Origin of the sequence: Terribacillus aidingensis, assembly GCF_040703035.1 — a bacterium.
Lineage (GTDB): Bacteria > Bacillota > Bacilli > Bacillales > Amphibacillaceae > Terribacillus.
The window spans coordinates 215,012-236,015 of sequence record NZ_CP159996.1; the positions used below are offsets into that span (position 1 = coordinate 215,012).

Below are 21,004 nucleotides of genomic sequence, written 5' to 3' on the forward strand. Positions count from 1 at the left end.
AATCCCGTAGGATTCCTCTTTTTTGTGTTGATTTAGTCTTCGTCGATGATTGTAAGCTGACGCGTTTTCTCAGCCACTTCTTCTGGATCAACTGTAATGCGGTTGACGCCAGTATCCATCGCAGCTTTCGCTACTGCTTTAGCAACAGCTGGAGCAACACGCGGATCGAATGGAGCTGGGATAACGTAGTCTTCGTTCAAATCGCTTTCGTCGATCAATTCAGCGATCGCTTTAGCAGCTGCAATCTTCATTTCCTCGTTGATGCCAGTTGCGCGAACATCCAGCGCACCACGGAAGATACCAGGGAAGGCAAGTACGTTATTCACTTGATTCGGGAAGTCAGAGCGGCCAGTACCGATTACGCGGGCACCTGCTTCTTTTGCATCAGCTGGCAGGATTTCCGGATCAGGATTAGCCATTGCGAAGATGATAGGATCCTTCGCCATAGTGCGTACGTCGTCTTTTGACAATAGGTTTGCCAAAGATACACCGATGAACACGTCCGCATCCTTGATCGCATCAGATAGGCTACCTTCCTGACGGTCACGGTTCGTGATTTTCGCTACGCGGTCTTTCATTTTGTTCATGCCTTCTGGACGGCCTTCGTAAATCATACCTTTGGAGTCACACATGATAACGTTGTTCACACCAAGGCTGTGCAGCAATTCGATGATTGCGATACCTGCAGCGCCAGCACCGTTAGCTACCACTTTGATGTTATCGAAGCTTTTGCCAACCAATTTCAATGCGTTCAGCAACCCAGCAACCGTTACGATTGCAGTACCATGCTGATCATCATGGAATACTGGAATGTCCGTTTCCGCTTTCAAGCGCTCTTCGATTTCGAAGCAGCGAGGAGCGGAGATGTCCTCTAGGTTCACGCCGCCGAATGTTGGTGCCATCAATTTCACAGTGCGAACGATTTCGTCCACGTCATTTGTGTCAAGCACGATTGGGAAGCTGTCAACTCCTGCGAAGCTTTGGAATAGGACGGATTTTCCTTCCATTACCGGAAGCGATGCTTCTGGACCGATGTTTCCAAGACCAAGCACGGCAGAGCCGTCACTGACAACTGCAACCATGTTGCCTTTCATTGTGTATTCGTATACGTCATCCTTGTTTTGGTGGATTTCTTTACAAGGTTCAGCTACACCAGGAGAATAAGCAAGGCTCAAATCCGTTGCATTACGGACAGGGATCTTCGACTTCATCGTCAGTTTCCCTTTATTTTCGCGGTGTATTCTCAGTGCATCTTCTCGTAGATTACTCATCCTCTTACATCCCTTCTTTATATGTAAATATCTAATAGTAGATTTCTATACCAGCTTCGATTATACCTTTCTGCAGAGGAGGAAAGCGATTAATTGGCTTGTAATTCCCATTTTATAATTAAAATAACTGATAGTTAAACTAAAGAAAGTGAAATGCAGCCTCTTTTAGTCAGATTGACAGGAAATATCTGTTATGATATTTTCTATATAAAGCGTTTACAAGTGAACGAGGATTGTTACCGCATTGCGGGCAAAACCTGAATTTACACAAGCAGCCAGCTGCTATGTGTGAATTTGGGTTTTTTTCATTCTGTTAAGAAAGAGGGGGAAATCAATGAAGATAGAAAAGATCCTGAACAATAGTGTTGTGGTTACAAGGAATGATAAAAATCAGGAACTGGTCGTGATGGGAAAAGGCTTGGCTTTCAAGAAGAAGATTGGAGATCCGATAGATGTATCTCAGATTGAGAAGAAATTCATCTTGGAAAAATCAGGTGTGGCCGATAAACTAGAGACACTTTTGCGGGATGTTTCTCCTTTTTATCTTTCTATTGCCGCTAAAATAGTAGAATATGCTCGCGGTCATCTCCCGTACGATTTGGATGAATATCTTTATGTAGCATTGACTGATCATCTTAGTTTTGCCATCAGCAGAGAGAAACAGGGTATTACCCTGAAGAACCCGCTTGTTTGGGAAATACGAAAATATTATAAGCAAGAATATAAGATTGCGTGGAAAGCGCTGGACATCATCGAAGAGGATACAGGCTATCATTTAAGGGAAGATGAAGCTGCATCCATCGCATTGCATTTGGTCAATAGTCAGCTGACAGGTGAACACATGCTGACGGCTGTACAAGTAACGGAAATAGTCAGCAACCTGCTGAATATAGTTACCTACTATTTGAAAGGTAATGTAGATGAGAACTCGGTCAATTATGAGAGATTCCTGACACACTTGCGTTTTTTTGCAGTACGTTTTCTGCGGGATGAGAGATTACCTGAACTGGCTGAATCATTCCTTTATGATCAAGTGCGGCTGAAGTACAAGCATGCATTTCAATGTACAGAAAGAATGGATATTTACTTAAAGGAAAAGTTTGATTCTGGACTTACACAGGATGAGCAATTGTATCTGACTGTCCATATACATCGCCTTACAGAACAGTCGCAGAAAAATAAAAGTAAATAAATTGTAAATGTAAGCGTTGACATTTTGGGGTGAAGGTGATAAATTTTACTTATCAGCTGAATATCCTTCGAAGGAATGTTACCTTAATAGGGCATAACCTGATTAGCTTGGCAGCACACACTTGTGCGCCAATCTGATCAGGTTTTTTATTTGCCAAATTCCAATAATAAAGGTGGGATTAAGATGAAGTATGAGCAACTGGCCAAAGATATCATCGAGCAAGTCGGAGGCCGCGAAAATGTTAACAGCGTTGTCCATTGTATCACTCGTTTACGCTTTAAGTTGAAGGATGAGAATAAAGCCAACACCGAAGCACTAAAGAACATGGACGATGTTGTTACCGTTCTGAAGAGCGGTGGACAATATCAAGTTGTCATCGGCAATCATGTGCCGGATGTATATAAAGCAGTAGCGCATGTTGGCGGGTTCACTGGTAACGAGCAAGCGTCTCAAGAGGAAGACAAGGATACAAATCCATTCAATAAGTTTATCGATATTATCTCTAGTATCTTTACGCCGGTATTAGGAGTATTAGCTGCAACTGGTATGATTAAAGGTTTCAATGCTATGTTTCTCGCATTTGGTTGGTTAAAAGCAGAATCTGGTACCTATCAGATCCTTAATGCTGTTGGCGATTCTTTGTTCTATTTCTTCCCCATTTTCTTAGGCTACACTGCAATGAAAAAGTTCGGCGGAAGTCATTTTATCGGGATGGCTATCGGGGCTGCGCTCGTTTATCCGACACTATCCGGTCTTACAACAGGCGATCCACTGTATACGTTATTTAGTGGTACGCTGTTTGAATCACCAGTGCATATTACATTCTTGGGGATGCCAGTAATCTTGATGACTTATTCATCATCTGTTATTCCTATCATTCTGGCGACGTTCTTTGCAGCAAAAGTTGAAAGAGGCTTCGCAAAGATTGTACCTGATGTTATCAAGACCTTTGTTGTACCGTTCTTGACATTGTTAGTGGTTGTACCGTTGACATTCATGATTATCGGTCCGATTGCGACTTGGGCAGGTCAGCTTATCGGGCAAGCGACACTTAGCATCTATGACTTAAGCCCAATCATTGCTGGTTTGTTCTTAGGGGCCTTCTGGCAGATATTCGTTATTTTCGGTTTGCATTGGGGACTTGTACCAATCTCGATCAATAACTTGTCCGTCTACGGCGGAGACCCTGTGTTAGCACTCGTCTTTGCTGCTTCCTTTGCGCAAATCGGTGCAGTATTGGCTGTTTGGATCCGTATCAAGCAGAGAAAGCTTAAAACATTGAGCATACCAGCCTTTATCTCTGGAATCTTTGGTGTGACAGAGCCGGCGATTTACGGTATTACATTGCCGCTGAAGCGACCATTTATCATTAGTTGTATCGGTGGTGCTTTAGGTGGAGCTGTTCTAGGTATTTTCAAAACAACTGGCTATATGACAGGAGGATTGGGTATATTCCAGATCCCTACATTCATTGGTCCAAATGGTTTTGATATGGGATTCTGGGGTTCATTCGTTTCAATTGGTGTAGCGTTTGGGGCTGCATTTGTACTGACAATGCTATTCGGATTCACCAAGGAAAACAACAAACCAGACACAGTACAAGAGCCAACAACACCGATTCAGAAAGAAGAAAAGCTCGCTATTGGTAATGAGGTGATTGCCAGTCCATTCCAAGGTTCTATCGTTTCTTTATCTGAAATCAAGGATGAGGCGTTTGCGACAGGTGCACTCGGCAAGGGCGTGGCAATCATTCCATCAGAAGGGAAGCTATATGCTCCTGCTTCTGGAGTTGTGTCGGTATTGTTCCCAACGAAACACGCAATTGGCATCACAACGGATAACGGGGCTGAAATCCTGATTCATATCGGAATGGATACGGTTCAGTTGGACGGCAAATTCTTTGAAGCTCAAGTAAAGCAAGGAGATCGCGTGGAAAAAGGCCAGCTGCTAATAGAATTTGATTTGGAAAGTATCCAGAGTGCCGGTTTCGATATCACGACACCAGTTGTGGTGACAGATGTAAGGGGTTACAACCTGGTTGCGGCAACAGAGGAGAAGCAAGTGAAATGGGGAGAGCCGCTCCTTACTTTGAATATTTAAATACTTGATCAGTAGATATAAAGAGAGAGGGAGATGAGGATATGAGTGTATTTCCTGAAGGTTTTTTATGGGGTGGCGCCGTAGCTGCCAATCAAGTAGAAGGTGCTTATCGTGAAGGCGGTAAAGGGTTGACGACAGTCGATTTGCTGCCGATAGGAGCAGATAGATTTTCAATCATGCAAGGTAATATTGAAACACTGGAACCAGTTGTTGGTGCGTACTATCCTTCGCATGAGGCGATTGATTTCTATCATAGCTACAAAGAGGATATCGCATTGTTTGCGGAGATGGGGTTCAAGGCGTTACGAGTTTCGATTGCTTGGGCACGCATCTTCCCGCAGGGGGATGAAGAACAGCCAAATGAAGAAGGGCTGCAATTCTATGATAATCTGTTTGATGAGTTACGGAAGCATAAGATCGAGCCAGTTGTAACGATGGCGCATTTTGATGTTCCAGTCCATCTTGTACAGAAATACGGAAGCTGGCGGAACCGGGCGCTCGTATCTTTCTTTGAAAACTACGCTAAAACTATCTTTACAAGATATAAACGTAAAGTAAAGTACTGGATGACTTTCAATGAAATTAATATGCTTCTGCATCTGCCGTTTGTAGGAGCAGGTCTTGTCTTTCGGGAAGGTGATGACAGAAAGCAAATTCAATATCAGGCAGCTCACCATCAGTTGGTTGCCAGCGCGTTAGCAGTGAAGCTCTGCCATGAAATCATACCTGAAGCAAAAATCGGCTGTATGCTGGCGGCGGGTACAACTTACCCGTACTCGGCAAATCCAGCTGATTATCTGGATGCAATGGATCGAGACAGAGATTCCTTCTTCTTTATTGATGTTCAGGCTCGTGGGGCTTACCCGGGATATGCGAAGCGCTTTTTCAAGGACAATAACATCCATATTCAGATGGAACCAGAAGATGAAGCTATCCTCCGTCATACTGTCGACTATATCGGGTTCAGTTATTATGCCAGCCGCACGACTAGTACGGATCCGGAAGTACTCGGCAAAACGACAGCAGGAAATGTATTCGGTTCTGTGGAAAATCCATATTTGCCGAAATCGGAGTGGGGATGGACAATAGACCCTACAGGTTTCCGAATTACTGCGAATCAGCTTTATGATCGATATCAGAAACCGTTGTTTGTCGTAGAGAATGGACTGGGCGCGATTGATACAGTCAATGAAGAAGGTCAAGTAGAGGACTCGTATCGTATTGACTATCTGCAAAAACACCTGGAACAATTGGGTGAAGCAATTGAAGATGGAGTCGAAATCCTTGGTTATACCAGCTGGGGACCGATCGATCTTGTCAGCGCCAGTACAGGGGAAATGAAAAAGCGATATGGCTATATCTATGTTGATAAGGACAACGATGGGAATGGCTCTCTTAAACGGATAAAAAAGAAAAGCTTCTATTGGTATAAGAAGGTCATTGAAACGAATGGCGGTAAATTGAGCGATTAATAGAACAGCACCTCCCGGATCAGCCGGAGAGGTGCTGTTCTGTTCTATTGTAGGAAAAACTCAGCCTTTCTGTTTCGTTGGACGAATCAGCAGTTCATTGACTGCAACGTCATCCGGCTCGCTCAGAGCATAACGGACTGCTCGTGCAATGCTGTCAGGTGTAACAGCTGCTCCTAATGTCTCGCCCATGCTTTCGCGGATTTCATCATCTGTGATACTATCCGGGAGTTCGGTTTTAATGGCTCCTGGAGAAATGATTGTTGTGCGGATATTGTTTTCTGCTTCTTCCTGGCGCAAGCCTTCCGTGATGGCACGCACAGCGAATTTCGTACCGGAATAAACAGCAGTTCCCGGACCAGATTTATGCCCCGCAACAGAGGATGTATTGATGATATGGCCTTGCTTGCGCTCACGCATATGCGGCAGCACAGCAGCAATGCCATACAATACACCTTTGATGTTAACGTCTACCATCGTATCCCATTCAGAGATTTGCTTTTTATGCAGGTAGGATAGCGGCATTAGACCGGCATTGTTGAAGATGGCATCAATCTGGCCGTACGTTTCCAAAGCCAGCTGTGCCAGCTGTTCAACCTCTTCCTGTTTTGTTACGTCTGTGACTTGATAGATAGCTTCTCCGCCATCCTGCTTGATGGAATCTGCCAGCTCTTGCAAACGCTCTTCGCGTCGGGCAGCAAGGACAACCTTAGCACCATGCTGCGCCAATTCTTTAGCTGTTGCCTCTCCAATACCGCTTGATGCACCTGTAATAATGACAACTTTACCTTGAATATTTTCGCTCATGATTCGATTGCTCCTTTCGGATGTCTAGTTCTCCTAACTAATAACCCGTTTGGAAAATCTGAAACATAAAAAAAGAGCCTCCTATAGGAGACTCGTGTCATTCTTAGTCATCATCACCATCATCATCTTGATCGTCATCGATGGATTCTTTTTCTGTATACGTCACTTCGCCGGATTCTGCATCAACAGTTACTTCGATTTCATCCTTATCGGTACGAAGCTCCACATCATATTCCAGTCTGCCGTCATCTTCATCAAGGGAGATATCTGTAAGTACAGCATCTTTTTCCTGTGCGAGAGCTGTTTCAGCTGCCGTTTTGATGTCTACTTTTGGCTGTGGTGTTTGGTTATCATCGTCATCGTCATTATCTTTTCGTGATTCAACAGTTCCGTCATCGGCATTCACGCGTACATCGTATTCAGCTTTATCGTCATTTACATCCACTTCGTAATAAGCCTGACCGCTGCGTGTAGTATCAAGTTCGACACTAGTCACTGTTCCTGCTTGCTCTTTGCTTGCATTGTCAATGGCTTGATTCAAATTCACTTTTGTATCAGCAGGTACTTTATCGTCGTCCGCACTTACATGCTGGAAACCTAGGCCTAATCCAGCTGCCAATGTAATCGCCAAACCGCTTGCTATTAAGTTCTTTCTTTTCATATTATCCATCTCCTTGTTCGTTGTTATGGTACTACTATATCCAACGCATCTTAGAACAACATGAAGTGAAAATTAGAAAACGCTGAGAAAAGAAGGAGACATTTCACAGACGACTTGTTTAATCTCATTCAAAGGGGGAATTATCTCTAAGTCGAGACAAATCGTAAGGAGGTGTTATCTTGCAAAAGCAGTTCGATTTACTTTATATAAATGGAGAATGGCGAAAAGGGAATAGCGAAGAAACGTTTGAAAATATCAACCCATATACAGGAGAGACATTGCTTAGGATCCAAGGAGCGAACGAAGAGGATGTGGATGAAGCTTATCAAGCAGCAGCGCGCGCACAGAAGGAATGGGCTGAGCAGCCACCGCAAGTGAAGCGGGAACTGATTGAGAAAGCTGTCCAGGTCATTGAACGGGAAAAAGAGCTATTCATCGAATGGCTGATCCAGGAAGCAGGAAGTACGTACCGAAAAGCTGTCGGGGAAATAACAACCGCGGTTAATTTCATGAAAGAAGCTGCTTCTTATCCGAACCGGATGAAGGGGGAAGTATTTCTTTCCCATGTTCCAGGCAAGGTAAATAAAGTCTATCAGGAACCGCTAGGAGTAATCGGTGTTATTAGTCCATGGAACTTCCCGCTTCATTTGACAATGCGTTCTGTGGCAGCTGCACTGGCTACAGGTAACGGGGTCGTTATCAAACCTTCCAAGGATACAACCGTGACAGCAGGCTCACTTGTAGCAGCTCTGTTCGAAGAAGCTGGGGCACCGAAAGGACTGATCAACCTTGTCAGCGGTAAGAGCTCCGAGATTGGCGATGCTTTTGTGAAGCATCCGATTCCGCGTATGATTTCCTTTACAGGATCCACCGGAGTCGGCAAACACATCGCATCTCTTGCTGCAGGCGAATTAAAAAGTACAGCATTAGAGCTTGGCGGTAACAATGTGCTAATCGTGATGGATGATGCCAATATCGATGCGGCAGTAGAATCTGCTGTATATGGTAAGTTCTATCATCAAGGGCAGGTTTGTATCGCGCTTAACCGCATACTCGTTCAGGCATCTGTAGCAGAGGAATTCACGAGCAAGTTCGTTGAAAAAGTCAAAGAATTGCGTTACGGTGACCCTACAGATAAAAACACACAAGTGGGCCCGATTATAAATGAGCAGCAAGTGGACAGCATAAAAGAGCAGCTGCAGCGCGCAATCGATGCTGGGGCAAATGTTCTTACAGGCGGCAGCTTCCATGGCAATGTGTTAGAGCCTACAGTCGTCAATCAAGTAGACAACCAGTCACCGCTCGCAGCCGAAGAGATATTCGGACCAATCGCACCAATCATTACGTTCGAAACGGAAGACGAAGCAGTGGAGATGGCTAATGAAAATCCATATGGTCTTTCCGGTGCAGTGCATTCTACAGTCGGACATGGTGAATTGATTGCAAAACGAATTGAAACAGGCATGATCCATGTCAACGATCAAAGCATCAATGACGAACCGCAAGCGCCATTCGGCGGTGTGAAGCAATCCGGTCTTGGCCGTTTCAACGGTAAGTGGGCATTGGAGGAATTCACGGAAACGAAATGGATCGGTGTCCAAAATGAACGCACGGATTACGATAGCTTTTTGAAATAAACAGAAGTGAGGGATTAACATGAGCAAAGTATTCATTATTGGAGCAAACGGCAAAGTAGGAAAAAACTTAGTCAACGTTCTGAACGAGAAGAATGAGCATGATGTATCCGTCGGATTGCGGAAGGAAGAGCAATTCGGGTATTTCGAGGAGAAAGGTGTAAAACCGGTCTACTTGAACTTGGAAGATAATGTAGACGCGATTACAGATGCGATACAAGGATCCGATGTTGTCGTATTCACAGCAGGTTCCGGCGGAAGCACTGGAGCTGATAAGACGTTGACGATTGATTTGGACGGCGCTGCGAAGTCCGTGAAAGCTGCTGAGAAAGTTGGTGCGAAGCAGTACATTATGGTCAGTGCCATTCATGCTGATTCTCCAGAAGAGTGGAGTGAAAGCATGAAGCCATATTACATTGCTAAGCATTATGCAGATCAAATCATTCAAGACAGCAAGCTGAATTATACGATCCTGCGTCCCGGTGGTTTGTCAGATGATGCAGGAACTGGCAAAGTTACAACAGATCCATCCGAATTCAAGACAACTCAGATTCCACGCGAGGATGTAGCGCGTGCCATCGTCGCAGCAATCGGGAATGAAAAAGCAGAAGGCAAGATTGTTTCCTTGCTTGCTGGAGATACACCGGTTGAGGATGTTTATAACTAAGTGTAAAGGAAGGCCGCTAAATTAGCGGTCTTTTTTTATTCCCATCCTAACTATGCCATATATGACTGTTGTGAATTATCTCAAATTAACGAATCCAATTCCCAATAATTCAAGTAGAATTACCAAACACTTTTTTGGAGGGAAAACTTGAGATGGTTTTATTGAATTTATAGATATTTTAGCTGGGAGCTCGATTGAAATAAATGAAATAGACGGGGAATGAAGAGAAAGAGGGGCTCTCTTTTGAACGGGTTGATGAAAATAAATAGCGTTTATATTACACGTTTAGTTTTCTAGGAGGCTTACGGTTGAAAAGACATATAGAAAATAGATTGAAATATCTCTACTCAGGTGAGTTAGCTGCTGTAATTTCCTTCGTGATTCTCAGTGTGCTAGTGAATCTTAACTATCCTGACTTGAAGCTTTATTCTCTTTTTTCATTTTGGACAGCATTTCTTCTTTTGGAGTTCCTGTTATTGCAAGGCACAATGTATTGGTATATCAAGCTTAAAAGGTTCAGGAATGAGAAGACATTTATCACTCCCACATATGTAGTACACAAACTAATAAAACTTAGGAAAGTAAATGTGCTGCTGATTGGCATTCCGCTGCTTGCGTTTATCTATGATTTCCTCCGCTTGCATTCCCCGTTTCCTATAGGCGGACTTTTTATAGCGTTATTTATATATGTCTTCGCTATATTGGAGTACATAAACTACTTCTATATACAGCTCTCGTATGACAATATTTCTGACCTTAGATACTTAAAGCAGCGCAAAGTGCTGAAGCAAGCCAGTATACAGAGGGACATCAATCGATTATTACATAACAAAGAAAAAAAGAACCTCTAAAATGAGGTCGATGTATTACTTTTTGATGGGATCACTGATGAAGAGTTTATCAACTGTGGTATCCAATACAAAGGCTATATCAAACGCTAATTGTAACGTAGGATCGTATTTATCATTTTCAATGGCATTTATTGTTTGTCTGGAAACTCTACAGAGTTTAGCCAGTTCTTCTTGGGATAACTTAGCTGATTTTCGTAATTCCTTAATGTTGTTTTTCATTTAATCACCATATTTTTTCCTGTAAATTAGCAATGTTACCAGATATATAATTGAAATCACTGTCAGAAACATTATCGGTGAAATCCAATTACCATTATAAGAAGTATTCCCCTGAATAGTTAGATAAATTGACTGGGCAACATCTAAGATTAGCATACCCATAACTACGATAAACGCATATGATTGAGCTTTCGACTTGATAAACTTCCTTCTTTCATCACCTTTTTGAGAAGATGCTGCAACGAAAATCAAAATTCCGCAAACTAACAATATGACTGAATACACAATTTTAACCCAATCCATTTTCAATTCACCCCTCATCTGAAATGTAAAAAGTATTTGACAATAATTATTGTATGCATAGAATGTAAAAATGTCAAATCATTTTTACATTTATAAATATAAGTTGAGGCCAAGCCTTCAACTTATATTAAATTAAGACATTCCAGAAAGATGTAAATGGAAAAGGATCCCGCATATTAGATATATCTAATATGCGGGATCCTTATAAAAACAGTAGTTTAATTTCTTATCCTAATATACGATAGGAGGTTTCCTTTTCGTTTACTTCCAAAGCTCAGAAAGCAATGTATAGCTGTTTCTGCGTTTTTCTTGGTCGTAAACATCTGCTGAAACGATAAGTTCGTCAAACTGTGTTTTTGCATGGAAGGCTTCCAGTTCATTGGCCACTTTTTCTTTATCTCCGACGAAGGAGTAAGTCAGAGTATTTGTGACATGGAGCTTTTCATGCTCGTTCCAGATATGATCCATGCTCTCTACTGGGGCAGTGGAAGATCCGGAGCGACCGCGGATGATGCTTAGGAATTTTAGCTTCAATGTTGTGGAAAGGAATTCCGCTTCTTCATTTGTATCCGCAACGATACCGTTAACAGTGACCATTGTATATGGTTTGTCCAGATAAACAGAAGGCTGGAATCGTTCGCGGTATAGACGCAATGCATTGTGCAGCTCTCCTGGTGCGAAATGGCTGGCGAATGCAAATGGCAAACCGAGCATTGCAGCAAGCTGTGCGCTGAATGTGCTGGAACCTAACAAATAAACCGGTACGTGCGTTCCATGACCTGGATGTGCTTTGATTGGCAAGTTGTCATCACCAAGATATTGCAGCAATTCCTGAACATCATCTGGGAATCTTTCCGCGGCTGTGTGAGCATCACGGCGCAAAGCACGGCTTGTCATATAGTCTGTACCAGGTGCACGACCTAAACCAAGATCGATACGGTCTGGGTACATCGTTGCCAATGTCCCGAATTGCTCCGCTACGACTAGCGGTGAGTGGTTCGGCAGCATCACACCGCCGGAGCCGACGCGGATAGTGGAGCTATGTCCAGCAAGATAGCCGATCAATACAGAAGTTGCGGAGCTCGCAATACTCGGCATGTTGTGGTGCTCAGCAACCCAGTAACGGTTATACCCTAGTTTTTCTGTATGCTGAATCAGCTGTTTACTGTTCTCGAAAGCTTCTTTTGGTGTTTTATTGTCTGGTACAGGTGATAAGTCCAAAACCGATAAAGGTGTTCTGGTCATCATTCATACTTCCTTTCTGCTTGCTTCTTATTATTTATAATCGAATCCGTTTTGTTTCAGAACGTCTGTCACTTTTCCGTATTCTTTATATCGTTCGGAATAGAAAGCAGCAATTCTTTCTGACCAAGGGTGAGCTTTTGTTTCGCCTGTTCGGGCTTTGATAGCGTCTTGCTGTCTTTTGTCCATTTCTTCGACAGCTTCCTGCTGGTTTTGTACATATGTTTCTTTATGATAGAAAGCTTCCATTGGAATTCGCGGGCTTTGTGCTGGGAGCGGATCTGCCGGGTAGCCGATGGCCAAACCAGAGATTGGGAAAGCAAGCTCAGGCAGCTCAAGCAGCTCTGAAATTTCGGCTGGACTTCTGCGGACGCCGCCGATAGGTACGGTGCCAATTCCCATGGATTCTGCTGCAGCAACAGCAGTACCGAGTGCAATGCCAACGTCAGTAGAGCCTACTAGCACAGCCTCGATATTCTCCATAACCTCAAGTTCCTTATCGTGTAGATCCGTTATATGCTTGGCGCGGCTGTAATCCATGCAGAAAACGAGAAAAGCAGCTGCGTCATCAATATGTTTCTGATTACCGGAAAGCGCCGCTAACTGGCGTTTTCTCTCTTTGTCAGTAACAACGACAACAGAAACCTGCTGGCCGTTGATCCAGTTCGGAGCTTGGATAGCGGCGCCCATGATGGCATCAAGCTGCTCTTGTGTCAGTTGTTTATCAGTGAATGTCCTTACGGAACGGTGATTGTGCAATTGATTGATGAAGTCGTTCATAATAGCCTCCTAGTTCGTCATTCGACTTACATGCTCTACGGAATATTATACGTAGGTAAAAGAATAGAAAGCAAAAGAACAGCTTACAAAGCAGGAAAGCACGAGCGTATGGCTCGTGCTTTCCTGCTTAGTCCTTATTCAGTGTCAAAACAGTTTCAGCTGTTTCATTCAATACATGAATCTGCTGGGTTGGCGTTTGCGGGAAGTAATAGCCATGCTCCATCATATAGCTGAAAATCCGTTCATGCTGTTCGATGTGTTCATGCAGCTTGGACTTTAAATCGGTGCGCAGCTGTTCATTTCCCGTTTCATTTATAGCCTTCGCGGTGTTGATGATGCCGGTTTTGACAGTGACCAGCAAATCAGTAACAATCACTTGATCTGTAATCTCCCGGGCAGACCCCAGGATTTCAATAAGCTTATCCATGCTGTACCTCCTGATTCAGAAAGCGCTGCAGCATATGGATATGGCGTTTATCTGCATCCGCTTGGGCTATAAGCAGCGTTTTGAGACCATCGTCCTTAGCCAAGAATCGCATACCTGAGGACTTTGTCAGCGAAAGGCAAGCTGTATTCAACAGCTCCATTGCTTCCATTGTTTCATGGATACCAGATTGATGCATACGGATGTGCCTCCTCTTTTAACACTATCTTGTGAGAAAATAGCTGCTTTATACATACATAAAATCGTATGTCGGGGACAAGCTGAAACAAGATAAGGAGGAAGGACGATGAATGATAATCAACAACTGGCTCCGCATGAAACGATGGAAGTTCATGAGCTGCTGAACTTCAAGACAACGTCCGTTATGAAGGCGAAGTTCCTGCAAGGCGTTGTGTTTGATCAGAAAATCAAGCAGCTGATGGAGAGAGATGTGGAAACCTCTGTACGCCAAATTCGGGAACTCGAGGAGTTGTACAGCAAGTCTCAGCTCGTAAAGGAAGGTGAAGCAGATGCGTGATTACCTAGACCCGGAAAACGCCAAAGGAATGCCTGACCTGATGGATTCGGCCATCTGTACAGAGATGCTTATTACTGCAAAATCAGCGGTGAACAACTATGCAATCGCAATAACGGAAGCTGTAAATCCAGAGCTGCGACAAACCCTGGTTCGACATTTGGATGAAGCAATTGAGATGCAGGGTGCTATTTCTGCCTTGATGGCACAGCACAATTGGCTGTTTCCAGCAGACCCGAAATCACAGTTTCCATTCGATCGGAAAGCTGCCAATACAGCAATCGATGTGGTCAGCATGGATTTATTCCAATATGACACCGACCGTCTCGGTATGTTTGCGACGCCGACCAATACCGAATCGAAGGAGAATCAGCAATGAAGGCAGTGACGTATCAAGGGATAAAAGACGTTCATGTAAAAGAAGTGAAGGCACCATCGATCAAGAAACCGGATGATATCATCGTCAAGCTGACTGCTACAGCGATTTGCGGCTCTGATCTGCATTTGATACATGGGATGATTCCGAATATGCCGGAGAATTATATCATCGGCCATGAACCGATGGGAATCGTCGAGGAAGTCGGCCCCGAGGTAACAAAAGTGAAAAAAGGCGACCGCGTAGTCATTCCGTTCAATGTGAGCTGCGGAGAATGCTTCTTCTGTCAGCATGATCTGGAAAGCCAATGTGACAACAGCAATAAAAACGGGCAAGTAGGTGCCTATTTCGGCTATTCAGATAACAATGGCGGCTACCCGGGCGGACAAGCGGAATACATGAGGGTACCTTATGGTAACTTTGTGCCTTTCAAGATTCCGGAGAATTCCGAGGTTGCGGATGAGCAGCTGATTTTGCTGGCAGATGCAGGGTCGACAGCTTTCTGGTCAGTCGATAATGGGGGCGTAAAGCCTGGCGATACAGTTATCATATTCGGATGTGGTCCTGTCGGGCTACTTGCACAGAAATTTGCCTGGCTGAAGGGTGCAAAACGTGTCATCGCTGTTGACTACATTGATTACCGTCTGGAGCATGCGAAGCGTACCAATAACGTAGAGATAGTAAATTTCGAGCAGCATGAGAATACAGGTGAATACCTCAAGGAGATAACAAAAGGCGGAGCTGACGTGGTCATCGACGCGGTCGGCATGGATGGGAAAATGACTCCAATGGAATTCATCGGCAGCGGGCTGAAGCTTCAGGGCGGAGCATTAGGTGCCTTTGTCATGGCAGCTCAATGTGTCCGTAAAGGCGGTAATATCCAAGTGACAGGAGCATACGGCGGCCGTTATAATGCGTTTCCTTTCGGTGATATATTCCAGCGGAACGTCACAATCAAAAGCGGGCAAGCTCCCGTCATCCACACCATGCCGTATTTGCATGGATTGCTTCAGGATCGGAAGGTCGACTTGGCTGATATCATCACACATATCCTTCCGCTCGATCAAGCTAAAGAAGGCTACGAAAAATTCGATACGAAAACTGATGGCTGTATCAAGGTCATATTGAAACCATAAAGGACTGCTTTCCTAGCAGTCCTTTTTTAGTTGTAACGTCCCAACAGGAGATAAGCCAAATAGAAGAAAAGCTTTATGCCAATTTATCAATCCACAGCTTGCGGAAATTCGGGTGGCCGAATCCGGTCAGCTCAAAATCCTGCAGGAAAGCAGTATGGGTTCGTTCTTTCATCGGATGATTCTGGAAGATGATGAGTCGTTCCTGATGAAGGTAGGATTCAATTTTATCGGCGATTTTATATCTATCTTTCGTTGTTTTACCGTTTTTGAAAGCTTCCAAATAGGTATCAATCTTTTGGAGGTGAGCCGGGCTAAAGTATGTCCGGAATAACAATGCTTCATTTTTAAAGGCCCCAATGAATGAAAGCTCGCGGTCAATATTGGCAACTTCCCCCATGAAGGCCATGTCGAATGCAAGCATCTCTTTTTTGTTATAAATACTGTCCAGTTCATATTCGCATAGTTCAAGGATTATGCCATACTTAGCCGCTTCTTGCGACAGCCATTCGGCTTGGATTCCAGCAGACTTATGACGCAGGACACCCACCTTTAATGACTCACCCTGATAAGCTGTTTTTTTCAGCGCTTCCAGTAGTTTTTGTTCACTTTTCATAGGTGCAACGGATTTCTCAAGGAAGAAGCTGCTTGCATGCTTCAATTTACCAAACAGATTCTCCAAGTTTAACTCGGTGAAAATTCTCTCTGTGTCTACTAAGTGATACATAGCTTCCCGGAAATATCTGTCCTGGATGATAGAATCACGATGAAAATTGAAGGCAAGGAACCGGAACCCTGGCTCAACTTCATAGTGTGACTGCGTCGGTCCCTGTTGGTCAGGCAAACTGTAATTGACTTTCTTTTCACCGGGTTTGATACGCCACATTTCGACTCTATCAAGGAAAGGACGCATTTGGAAGTAAGAAGGGAAAACCTCTAGCACAAGTTTTTGCTCCGTTCTTTCTTTCAATTGATAAGGTCCGGTTGCTACCCATTCGTACTCATTGAAAGGCACGTCTCTTGGAAGGATTGCCATGCTTACACTCGCCATATAACGAAGGAAAAACGGATTAGGCTGTGCTAGCTGGAACCGGATGATATAACGATCGATCACTTCTGTCTGCGCTATATCACTAACGAGCCAGTAATATGGCGAATCTGGTTTGAAGCGGTCTATCGTATAGGCTATATCCTCTGCAGCCATCTCTCGTAAATGATGAAAAAGGACACCTTTTCGCAAATAAAAAATCCATTCGGTGCTATCATCATTCGTTTTCCAATGATGGGCCAGATGGGGGTGTATGCTGTCTGTTTCTTGATCGTAGATTACTAGGGTGTCGCTGATCTGCTCAATCAGATGGCTTTCGAAGGTAATCGAGCTTGCGCATGGATCAAGCGTTGTAATCGGCCGATTGAACACGGTACGAAGCGTATCCTGCCCTTCCTGCTGCTGGTAGCCGAAAAGCTGCTCCAGTTCCGTCATATGGGCATACCAGTGACGGGGAATCGGCAGTAGCAGGAGCTGGAAGAGGATAGTGGGTTTATCTTCCTGAATGCAGAATTTCATATACTTTTCTACGTCTTCCCGAAAATCGCTCGGAAACGAAAGGATGGACTTTTTGCCTCTGCCTCGTCCAGGCTGATAGCGAAGGTGCCCAAGTTCCTCCAGCTTCTTCAGTTTGCGGATGACATGCCTTCTCGTACATTGCCAGATAGCTTCGATTTCCTGCAGCGTACATGATACTTGTCCGTCCTTTTCTTTCTCGTATAAATGGGCTCGTATGAGGTAGTAGCTAATATCCAAGTCGTTTCCCCTCCTAAAAGGTGACACCTTTAATGGAATTATACACTTTTTACCTCTTTTCAACTTCTACATAATGGAAAAAAGAGAGAGGAGGAGCAGAAATGTTCAGAAGTCTGCATCCGAATATTAGAATACGAATTTATACTTCATTTATGAGCCGCATGATTGGAAGCATGATCTTCCCATTTATGGCGGTCTATTTTGTACAAGAAATGAATGCGGCAATCGCAGGGATACTCATGATGGTCAACGTCATTATTCAATTCCTGGCAAGTCTTTATGGCGGGCACTTAGCCGATCGAATCGGAAGGAAGCGGATGATGGTACTTGGCGAAGCGGCAAAAGCAGCAGCATTCATCGGAATGGTCTTGGCCAATACACCAAGTTTCACTTCCGCTTCCATAACCTTTGCCATGCTAATGGTGATCAGTATTGCCAGCGGGATGATAATGCCAGCCCAAGAGGCGATGCTCATTGATGTGAGTACACAGGAAACTCGTGCTTATATGTACGCTATCAACTATTGGGCAAATAATCTGGCTATGATGATCGGTCTCACGATCGGTGGCTGGCTTTTCCAGGATTATATGTTCCAGCTGCTTATCGGATTAGTGGTCATGTCTATCATCACCATGGCTATTACAATTATGTTCATCCAAGAAACATACACGGTCCGCACAACGGCTGGAGAAAAGAAAGACCTTGGATTGAAATCTTTATTCCGGAGTTATCGCAGTGTTGGTAGAGATAGAGCCTTTTTGCTGTTTGTGCTTAGCGGCATCGCCATCCTATCGCTTGAATTCCAGCGAAGCAATTATTTGACGGTTCGTATGGAGAAGGACATCGCAGAGATGAGCATGTCTATTTTCGGCTTCAGTTTATCCGTAGATGGACTGCGGCTGGTCAGTCTCCTGACTGTGGAAAATACACTGATAATTGTGCTATTCACCGGATTGGTCACCAAGCTGATCAAAGGGCATAATGAGCGTCTGGTTATGTATACAGGCTTTATTCTTTTCGGCGCAGGATTTGCCATCATGGCTGTCAGCAACAGCCCATTTCTTTTGGCAGCAGCAGTTCTGATCTTATCCTTAGGAGAATTGATGTATGTACCAACCAGGCAGAGCATGCTGGCTGACATGGTCGATGATACGAAACGCGGGACGTACATGGCTTTTCACGGCTTTGTGTTCCAATTCGGGAAGCTGATCGGTGCCGCGGGCATCATCATGGGAGAATCTGTCGGCAAGTACGGAATGGGATTTAGCTATATTGTCTTTACGCTGCTTGGCATCTTGTTCTGTGAAATGGCACTGCGCCAGCGGTATGCAAGTGTTAAGCGTGTCCCTCCAAAAGAAAAAACCAAACTTATTTAGAAATTGGAACAAAAACTTCCGTATCTTCGTATGAAGGGAATAAAGAATTTGCGGAGGTACGGCAATGGGGACTTATTATATCAAACAGAGAGTATTCAGCTTTAAGGATAGCTTTTCGGTATTCGATGCAGAACAGCAGGAGCTGTACCGTGTCAAAAGCAAACTCTTTTCACTGCAGGATCGACTTACGATAACCGATCTTGATGATAAGCCGCTTGTTGAAATCAAGCAGCAGCTAGCCTTTTTGAAGCCAAGATATATCATCGAAGAGAAAGGACAAAAAGTTGCCGAAGTGACCAAGAATTTCACCTTCTTCAAAGCTAACTTCTCGTTAAAGCCGCAAAACTGGAGCCTGCATGGCGACGTTTGGTCACATCAGTACACACTGACGGATGAAAATGGACCATTGATGCATGTAACGAAGAAGTGGTTCACCTGGGGCGATACGTATGAAATGCAAATAGAGGATGAATCCCATTTGCTTACGTATATTGCTGTTATGATTGTAATGGATATGGTCTTGCATAATAATAGTACTTTCGCTTTTGATGGGGGAGGCGGGGAATAAGAGGGTAACGCACGATGTGCCATCCCATATTCAAAGAAACGTGTAAGAGTTCGAATCAGGACAAAGGGTGGAAGACATATGAAATTGGAGCGTTTGATTTCTATAATCTACAAACTGTTGAACCACGAAGTTCTGTCTGCATCTGTGCTCGCTGAAGAGTTCCAAGTTTCCCCAAGAACTATTTACCGGGATATCGATGTGATTTGTGCTGCAGGAATCCCGGTTATATCGTATCAGGGAAATAAGGGTGGCTATGGCATTATGGACGGATACAAGATGGACAGAAGCTTGCTCGGTTCATACGATGTTGATTATCTGGTTACGGTGCTCCGCAGCCTAGCCACTGTGTTTGAAGATGAACGTGTACAGAGCACCATTGAGCGCCTTCAAACAATTGGGAAGGACAATCAAAATCAGAATCTTTCGGTGGACTTTGAAAGCTATCGGACGGCGCCGGAAGCACTTCGTCAATTGCGTTCTGGCATCACGGAGCGAAAAGTTATTTCCTTTGATTATATAAATGCACAAAATGAACGTACCACCCGTGATGTGGAACCATTGCAGCTTCATTATAAGTATAGCAATTGGTACCTTAATGGATTTTGCCGAAAACGGAAGGATTATAGGGAGTTCCGATTGTCCAGGATGCTGAAGCTGTCTTTGACGCAGGATTCGTTTCAGCCACATGACGAGATTCTGAAAGAAGATTATACTTCTGACAACGAATGGGGAAATAAGGTGTCTGATGTGGTAATAAAGGTTAGACAGGAGTCATTGGCGGAAGCGTTGGATCAGTTTCACCAGGTTGATAAGCAATTTCATGATGATGGTAGCATGACGATGAGAATCCCGGTTTATGAGCCGTTAAAAGCACGATGGTTATGGTCAATTCTGCTGAGTTTCAGCAGCGGAGTCGAAGTCGTCCAGCCGCACGCCCTTCGAGTCATTTTAAAAGAGAAACTGAAAAACACAATTAAACTTTATGAAGAAGTATGACAGACTGCTGTCATACTTCTTTTTTTATAATGAGATCCGTTACAACCTTAATCTATCTATATTAAAAGGAGAAGATACGAATGAATCATCCCGAACAAATGTTTAACTACCATTCTTGGGCCAATCAAACCATCCTAAACCGGATCAAGGAGCTTCCAGCCAATGTGCTGCGCGAGGAAGTGAACACCGCGTTTCCTACTATTGCCCAAGCTTTCAGTCATATCTATGCAGTGGAAAGTGTCTGGTATAGGGTTTTAAATGGTGCTCGAATGCAGGAAGCTCTGGAAATGTGTATGCCACTTGAAAAGGAGAATCTTCTGCATTCTGCAGATCAATTTGCAAACGACTTCGCGCAGTCAGCGGAACATTACAAAGAATGGTTAAGAGACCAGGAAGACTTGGAGCGAACTATTCTGCTCGAGAATCCATATGCTGGAACTAGAGAAACTCGGTTATCAGAAATTGTACTGCATGTAGTCAATCATGGTACCTATCACCGGGGCAATGTCTCTGCAATGCTGCGCCAGTTGGGCCACGCCTCTACTATGAACGATTATTCACTCTTTTGGTATCAGTAAATTTTATGCTGATACACG

At 44.0% G+C, this 21,004-nt stretch carries 23 protein-coding genes; 13 read left to right on the plus strand and 10 right to left on the minus strand.

What is annotated here, in order from left to right; translation table 11 throughout:
* Nucleotides 1–32: 32 nt before the first annotated feature.
* Nucleotides 33–1,271, minus strand: coding sequence for a malic enzyme-like NAD(P)-binding protein (locus ABXS78_RS01225; protein WP_366248572.1), 1,239 nt, complete (start codon nucleotides 1,269–1,271; stop codon nucleotides 33–35).
* A 334-nt stretch (nucleotides 1,272–1,605) separates the two neighbouring features.
* Between ABXS78_RS01225 and licT the strand changes: the two genes are divergently transcribed.
* From licT to ABXS78_RS01240, 3 genes are all read left to right on the plus strand, one after another.
* Nucleotides 1,606–2,463, plus strand: a complete 858-nt coding sequence (gene licT, locus ABXS78_RS01230) for a BglG family transcription antiterminator LicT (RefSeq protein WP_366248573.1) — start codon at nucleotides 1,606–1,608, stop codon at nucleotides 2,461–2,463.
* A 183-nt stretch (nucleotides 2,464–2,646) separates the two neighbouring features.
* Nucleotides 2,647–4,563: a beta-glucoside-specific PTS transporter subunit IIABC gene (locus tag ABXS78_RS01235; protein WP_366248574.1), complete on the plus strand. Its 1,917-nt coding sequence runs from the start codon at nucleotides 2,647–2,649 to the stop codon at nucleotides 4,561–4,563.
* A gap of 41 nt (nucleotides 4,564–4,604) precedes the next feature.
* Entirely contained in the window at nucleotides 4,605–6,035 is a 1,431-nt protein-coding gene (locus tag ABXS78_RS01240; protein ID WP_366248575.1) for a 6-phospho-beta-glucosidase, read from the plus strand.
* 60 nt (nucleotides 6,036–6,095) lie between these two features.
* On the opposite strand, the gene ABXS78_RS01245 is transcribed toward ABXS78_RS01240, so the two are convergent.
* On the minus strand, nucleotides 6,096–6,839 hold the full coding sequence (locus ABXS78_RS01245; RefSeq protein ID WP_366248576.1) for an SDR family oxidoreductase: 744 nt from the start codon (nucleotides 6,837–6,839) through the stop codon (nucleotides 6,096–6,098).
* 103 nt (nucleotides 6,840–6,942) lie between these two features.
* Nucleotides 6,943–7,500, minus strand: coding sequence for a PepSY domain-containing protein (locus ABXS78_RS01250; RefSeq protein WP_366248577.1), 558 nt, complete (start codon nucleotides 7,498–7,500; stop codon nucleotides 6,943–6,945).
* Nucleotides 7,501–7,679: 179 nt separating this feature from the next.
* Between ABXS78_RS01250 and ABXS78_RS01255 the strand changes: the two genes are divergently transcribed.
* From ABXS78_RS01255 to ABXS78_RS01265, 3 genes are all read left to right on the plus strand, one after another.
* Complete coding sequence (locus ABXS78_RS01255; protein WP_366248578.1) at nucleotides 7,680–9,137, plus strand: aldehyde dehydrogenase family protein; 1,458 nt, start codon at nucleotides 7,680–7,682, stop codon at nucleotides 9,135–9,137.
* 19 nt (nucleotides 9,138–9,156) lie between these two features.
* Nucleotides 9,157–9,801, plus strand: a complete 645-nt coding sequence (locus ABXS78_RS01260; protein ID WP_366248579.1) for an SDR family oxidoreductase — start codon at nucleotides 9,157–9,159, stop codon at nucleotides 9,799–9,801.
* A 308-nt stretch (nucleotides 9,802–10,109) separates the two neighbouring features.
* Nucleotides 10,110–10,652 carry a general stress protein gene (locus ABXS78_RS01265; protein ID WP_366248580.1) on the plus strand — a complete coding sequence of 181 codons (543 nt, stop codon included), beginning with the start codon at nucleotides 10,110–10,112 and terminating at the stop codon, nucleotides 10,650–10,652.
* Nucleotides 10,653–10,667: 15 nt separating this feature from the next.
* On the opposite strand, the gene ABXS78_RS01270 is transcribed toward ABXS78_RS01265, so the two are convergent.
* The 6 genes from ABXS78_RS01270 to ABXS78_RS01295 form a co-directional block, all read right to left on the minus strand.
* Nucleotides 10,668–10,871, minus strand: a complete 204-nt coding sequence (locus ABXS78_RS01270; RefSeq protein ID WP_095223864.1) for a helix-turn-helix transcriptional regulator — start codon at nucleotides 10,869–10,871, stop codon at nucleotides 10,668–10,670.
* Nucleotides 10,872–11,174 carry a hypothetical protein gene (locus ABXS78_RS01275; RefSeq protein WP_366248581.1) on the minus strand — a complete coding sequence of 101 codons (303 nt, stop codon included), beginning with the start codon at nucleotides 11,172–11,174 and terminating at the stop codon, nucleotides 10,872–10,874.
* A 261-nt stretch (nucleotides 11,175–11,435) separates the two neighbouring features.
* Entirely contained in the window at nucleotides 11,436–12,419 is a 984-nt protein-coding gene (locus tag ABXS78_RS01280) for an LLM class flavin-dependent oxidoreductase (protein ID WP_366249850.1), read from the minus strand.
* 30 nt (nucleotides 12,420–12,449) lie between these two features.
* A complete protein-coding gene (locus tag ABXS78_RS01285; RefSeq protein ID WP_366248582.1) occupies nucleotides 12,450–13,196 on the minus strand; it encodes an NADPH-dependent oxidoreductase in 747 nt (248 codons plus the stop codon).
* Nucleotides 13,197–13,323: 127 nt separating this feature from the next.
* The gene (locus ABXS78_RS01290; RefSeq protein ID WP_366248583.1) at nucleotides 13,324–13,623 is read right to left on the minus strand and encodes a spore coat protein; all 300 of its coding nucleotides are present in this window, start codon (nucleotides 13,621–13,623) and stop codon (nucleotides 13,324–13,326) included.
* Nucleotides 13,616–13,819 carry a hypothetical protein gene (locus ABXS78_RS01295; RefSeq protein ID WP_366248584.1) on the minus strand — a complete coding sequence of 68 codons (204 nt, stop codon included), beginning with the start codon at nucleotides 13,817–13,819 and terminating at the stop codon, nucleotides 13,616–13,618. Before ABXS78_RS01295 ends, ABXS78_RS01290 begins: the two co-directional genes overlap by 8 nt.
* Before the next feature lie 108 nt (nucleotides 13,820–13,927).
* Between ABXS78_RS01295 and ABXS78_RS01300 the strand changes: the two genes are divergently transcribed.
* From ABXS78_RS01300 to ABXS78_RS01310, 3 genes are read left to right on the plus strand one after another with little or no spacing between them, the layout of a single operon-like run.
* Nucleotides 13,928–14,158, plus strand: coding sequence for a spore coat protein (locus ABXS78_RS01300; protein WP_366248585.1), 231 nt, complete (start codon nucleotides 13,928–13,930; stop codon nucleotides 14,156–14,158).
* Nucleotides 14,151–14,534, plus strand: coding sequence for a spore coat protein (locus ABXS78_RS01305; protein ID WP_366248586.1), 384 nt, complete (start codon nucleotides 14,151–14,153; stop codon nucleotides 14,532–14,534). The genes ABXS78_RS01300 and ABXS78_RS01305 overlap by 8 nt, the downstream gene beginning before the upstream one ends.
* Nucleotides 14,531–15,667, plus strand: coding sequence for a zinc-dependent alcohol dehydrogenase (locus tag ABXS78_RS01310; RefSeq protein ID WP_366248587.1), 1,137 nt, complete (start codon nucleotides 14,531–14,533; stop codon nucleotides 15,665–15,667). The genes ABXS78_RS01305 and ABXS78_RS01310 overlap by 4 nt, the downstream gene beginning before the upstream one ends.
* 73 nt (nucleotides 15,668–15,740) lie before the next feature.
* Here ABXS78_RS01310 and ABXS78_RS01315 read toward each other — a convergent pair whose 3' ends face one another.
* Entirely contained in the window at nucleotides 15,741–17,468 is a 1,728-nt protein-coding gene (locus tag ABXS78_RS01315) for an ABC transporter substrate-binding protein (RefSeq protein WP_366248588.1), read from the minus strand.
* 101 nt (nucleotides 17,469–17,569) lie between these two features.
* On the opposite strand from ABXS78_RS01315, the gene ABXS78_RS01320 reads away from it, so the two are divergent.
* The 4 genes from ABXS78_RS01320 to ABXS78_RS01335 all read left to right on the plus strand — a co-directional run bounded on the left by ABXS78_RS01320 (nucleotide 17,570) and on the right by ABXS78_RS01335 (nucleotide 20,986).
* Nucleotides 17,570–18,844 (plus strand): MFS transporter, encoded by a 1,275-nt coding sequence (locus ABXS78_RS01320; RefSeq protein ID WP_366248589.1) that lies wholly within the window; start codon nucleotides 17,570–17,572, stop codon nucleotides 18,842–18,844.
* 64 nt (nucleotides 18,845–18,908) lie between these two features.
* Nucleotides 18,909–19,412, plus strand: coding sequence for an LURP-one-related family protein (locus tag ABXS78_RS01325; protein ID WP_366248590.1), 504 nt, complete (start codon nucleotides 18,909–18,911; stop codon nucleotides 19,410–19,412).
* A 78-nt stretch (nucleotides 19,413–19,490) separates the two neighbouring features.
* Nucleotides 19,491–20,408 carry a YafY family protein gene (locus ABXS78_RS01330; RefSeq protein ID WP_366248591.1) on the plus strand — a complete coding sequence of 306 codons (918 nt, stop codon included), beginning with the start codon at nucleotides 19,491–19,493 and terminating at the stop codon, nucleotides 20,406–20,408.
* Between the two features lie 80 nt (nucleotides 20,409–20,488).
* Complete coding sequence (locus tag ABXS78_RS01335; protein WP_366248592.1) at nucleotides 20,489–20,986, plus strand: DinB family protein; 498 nt, start codon at nucleotides 20,489–20,491, stop codon at nucleotides 20,984–20,986.
* Nucleotides 20,987–21,004: the final 18 nt, after the last annotated feature.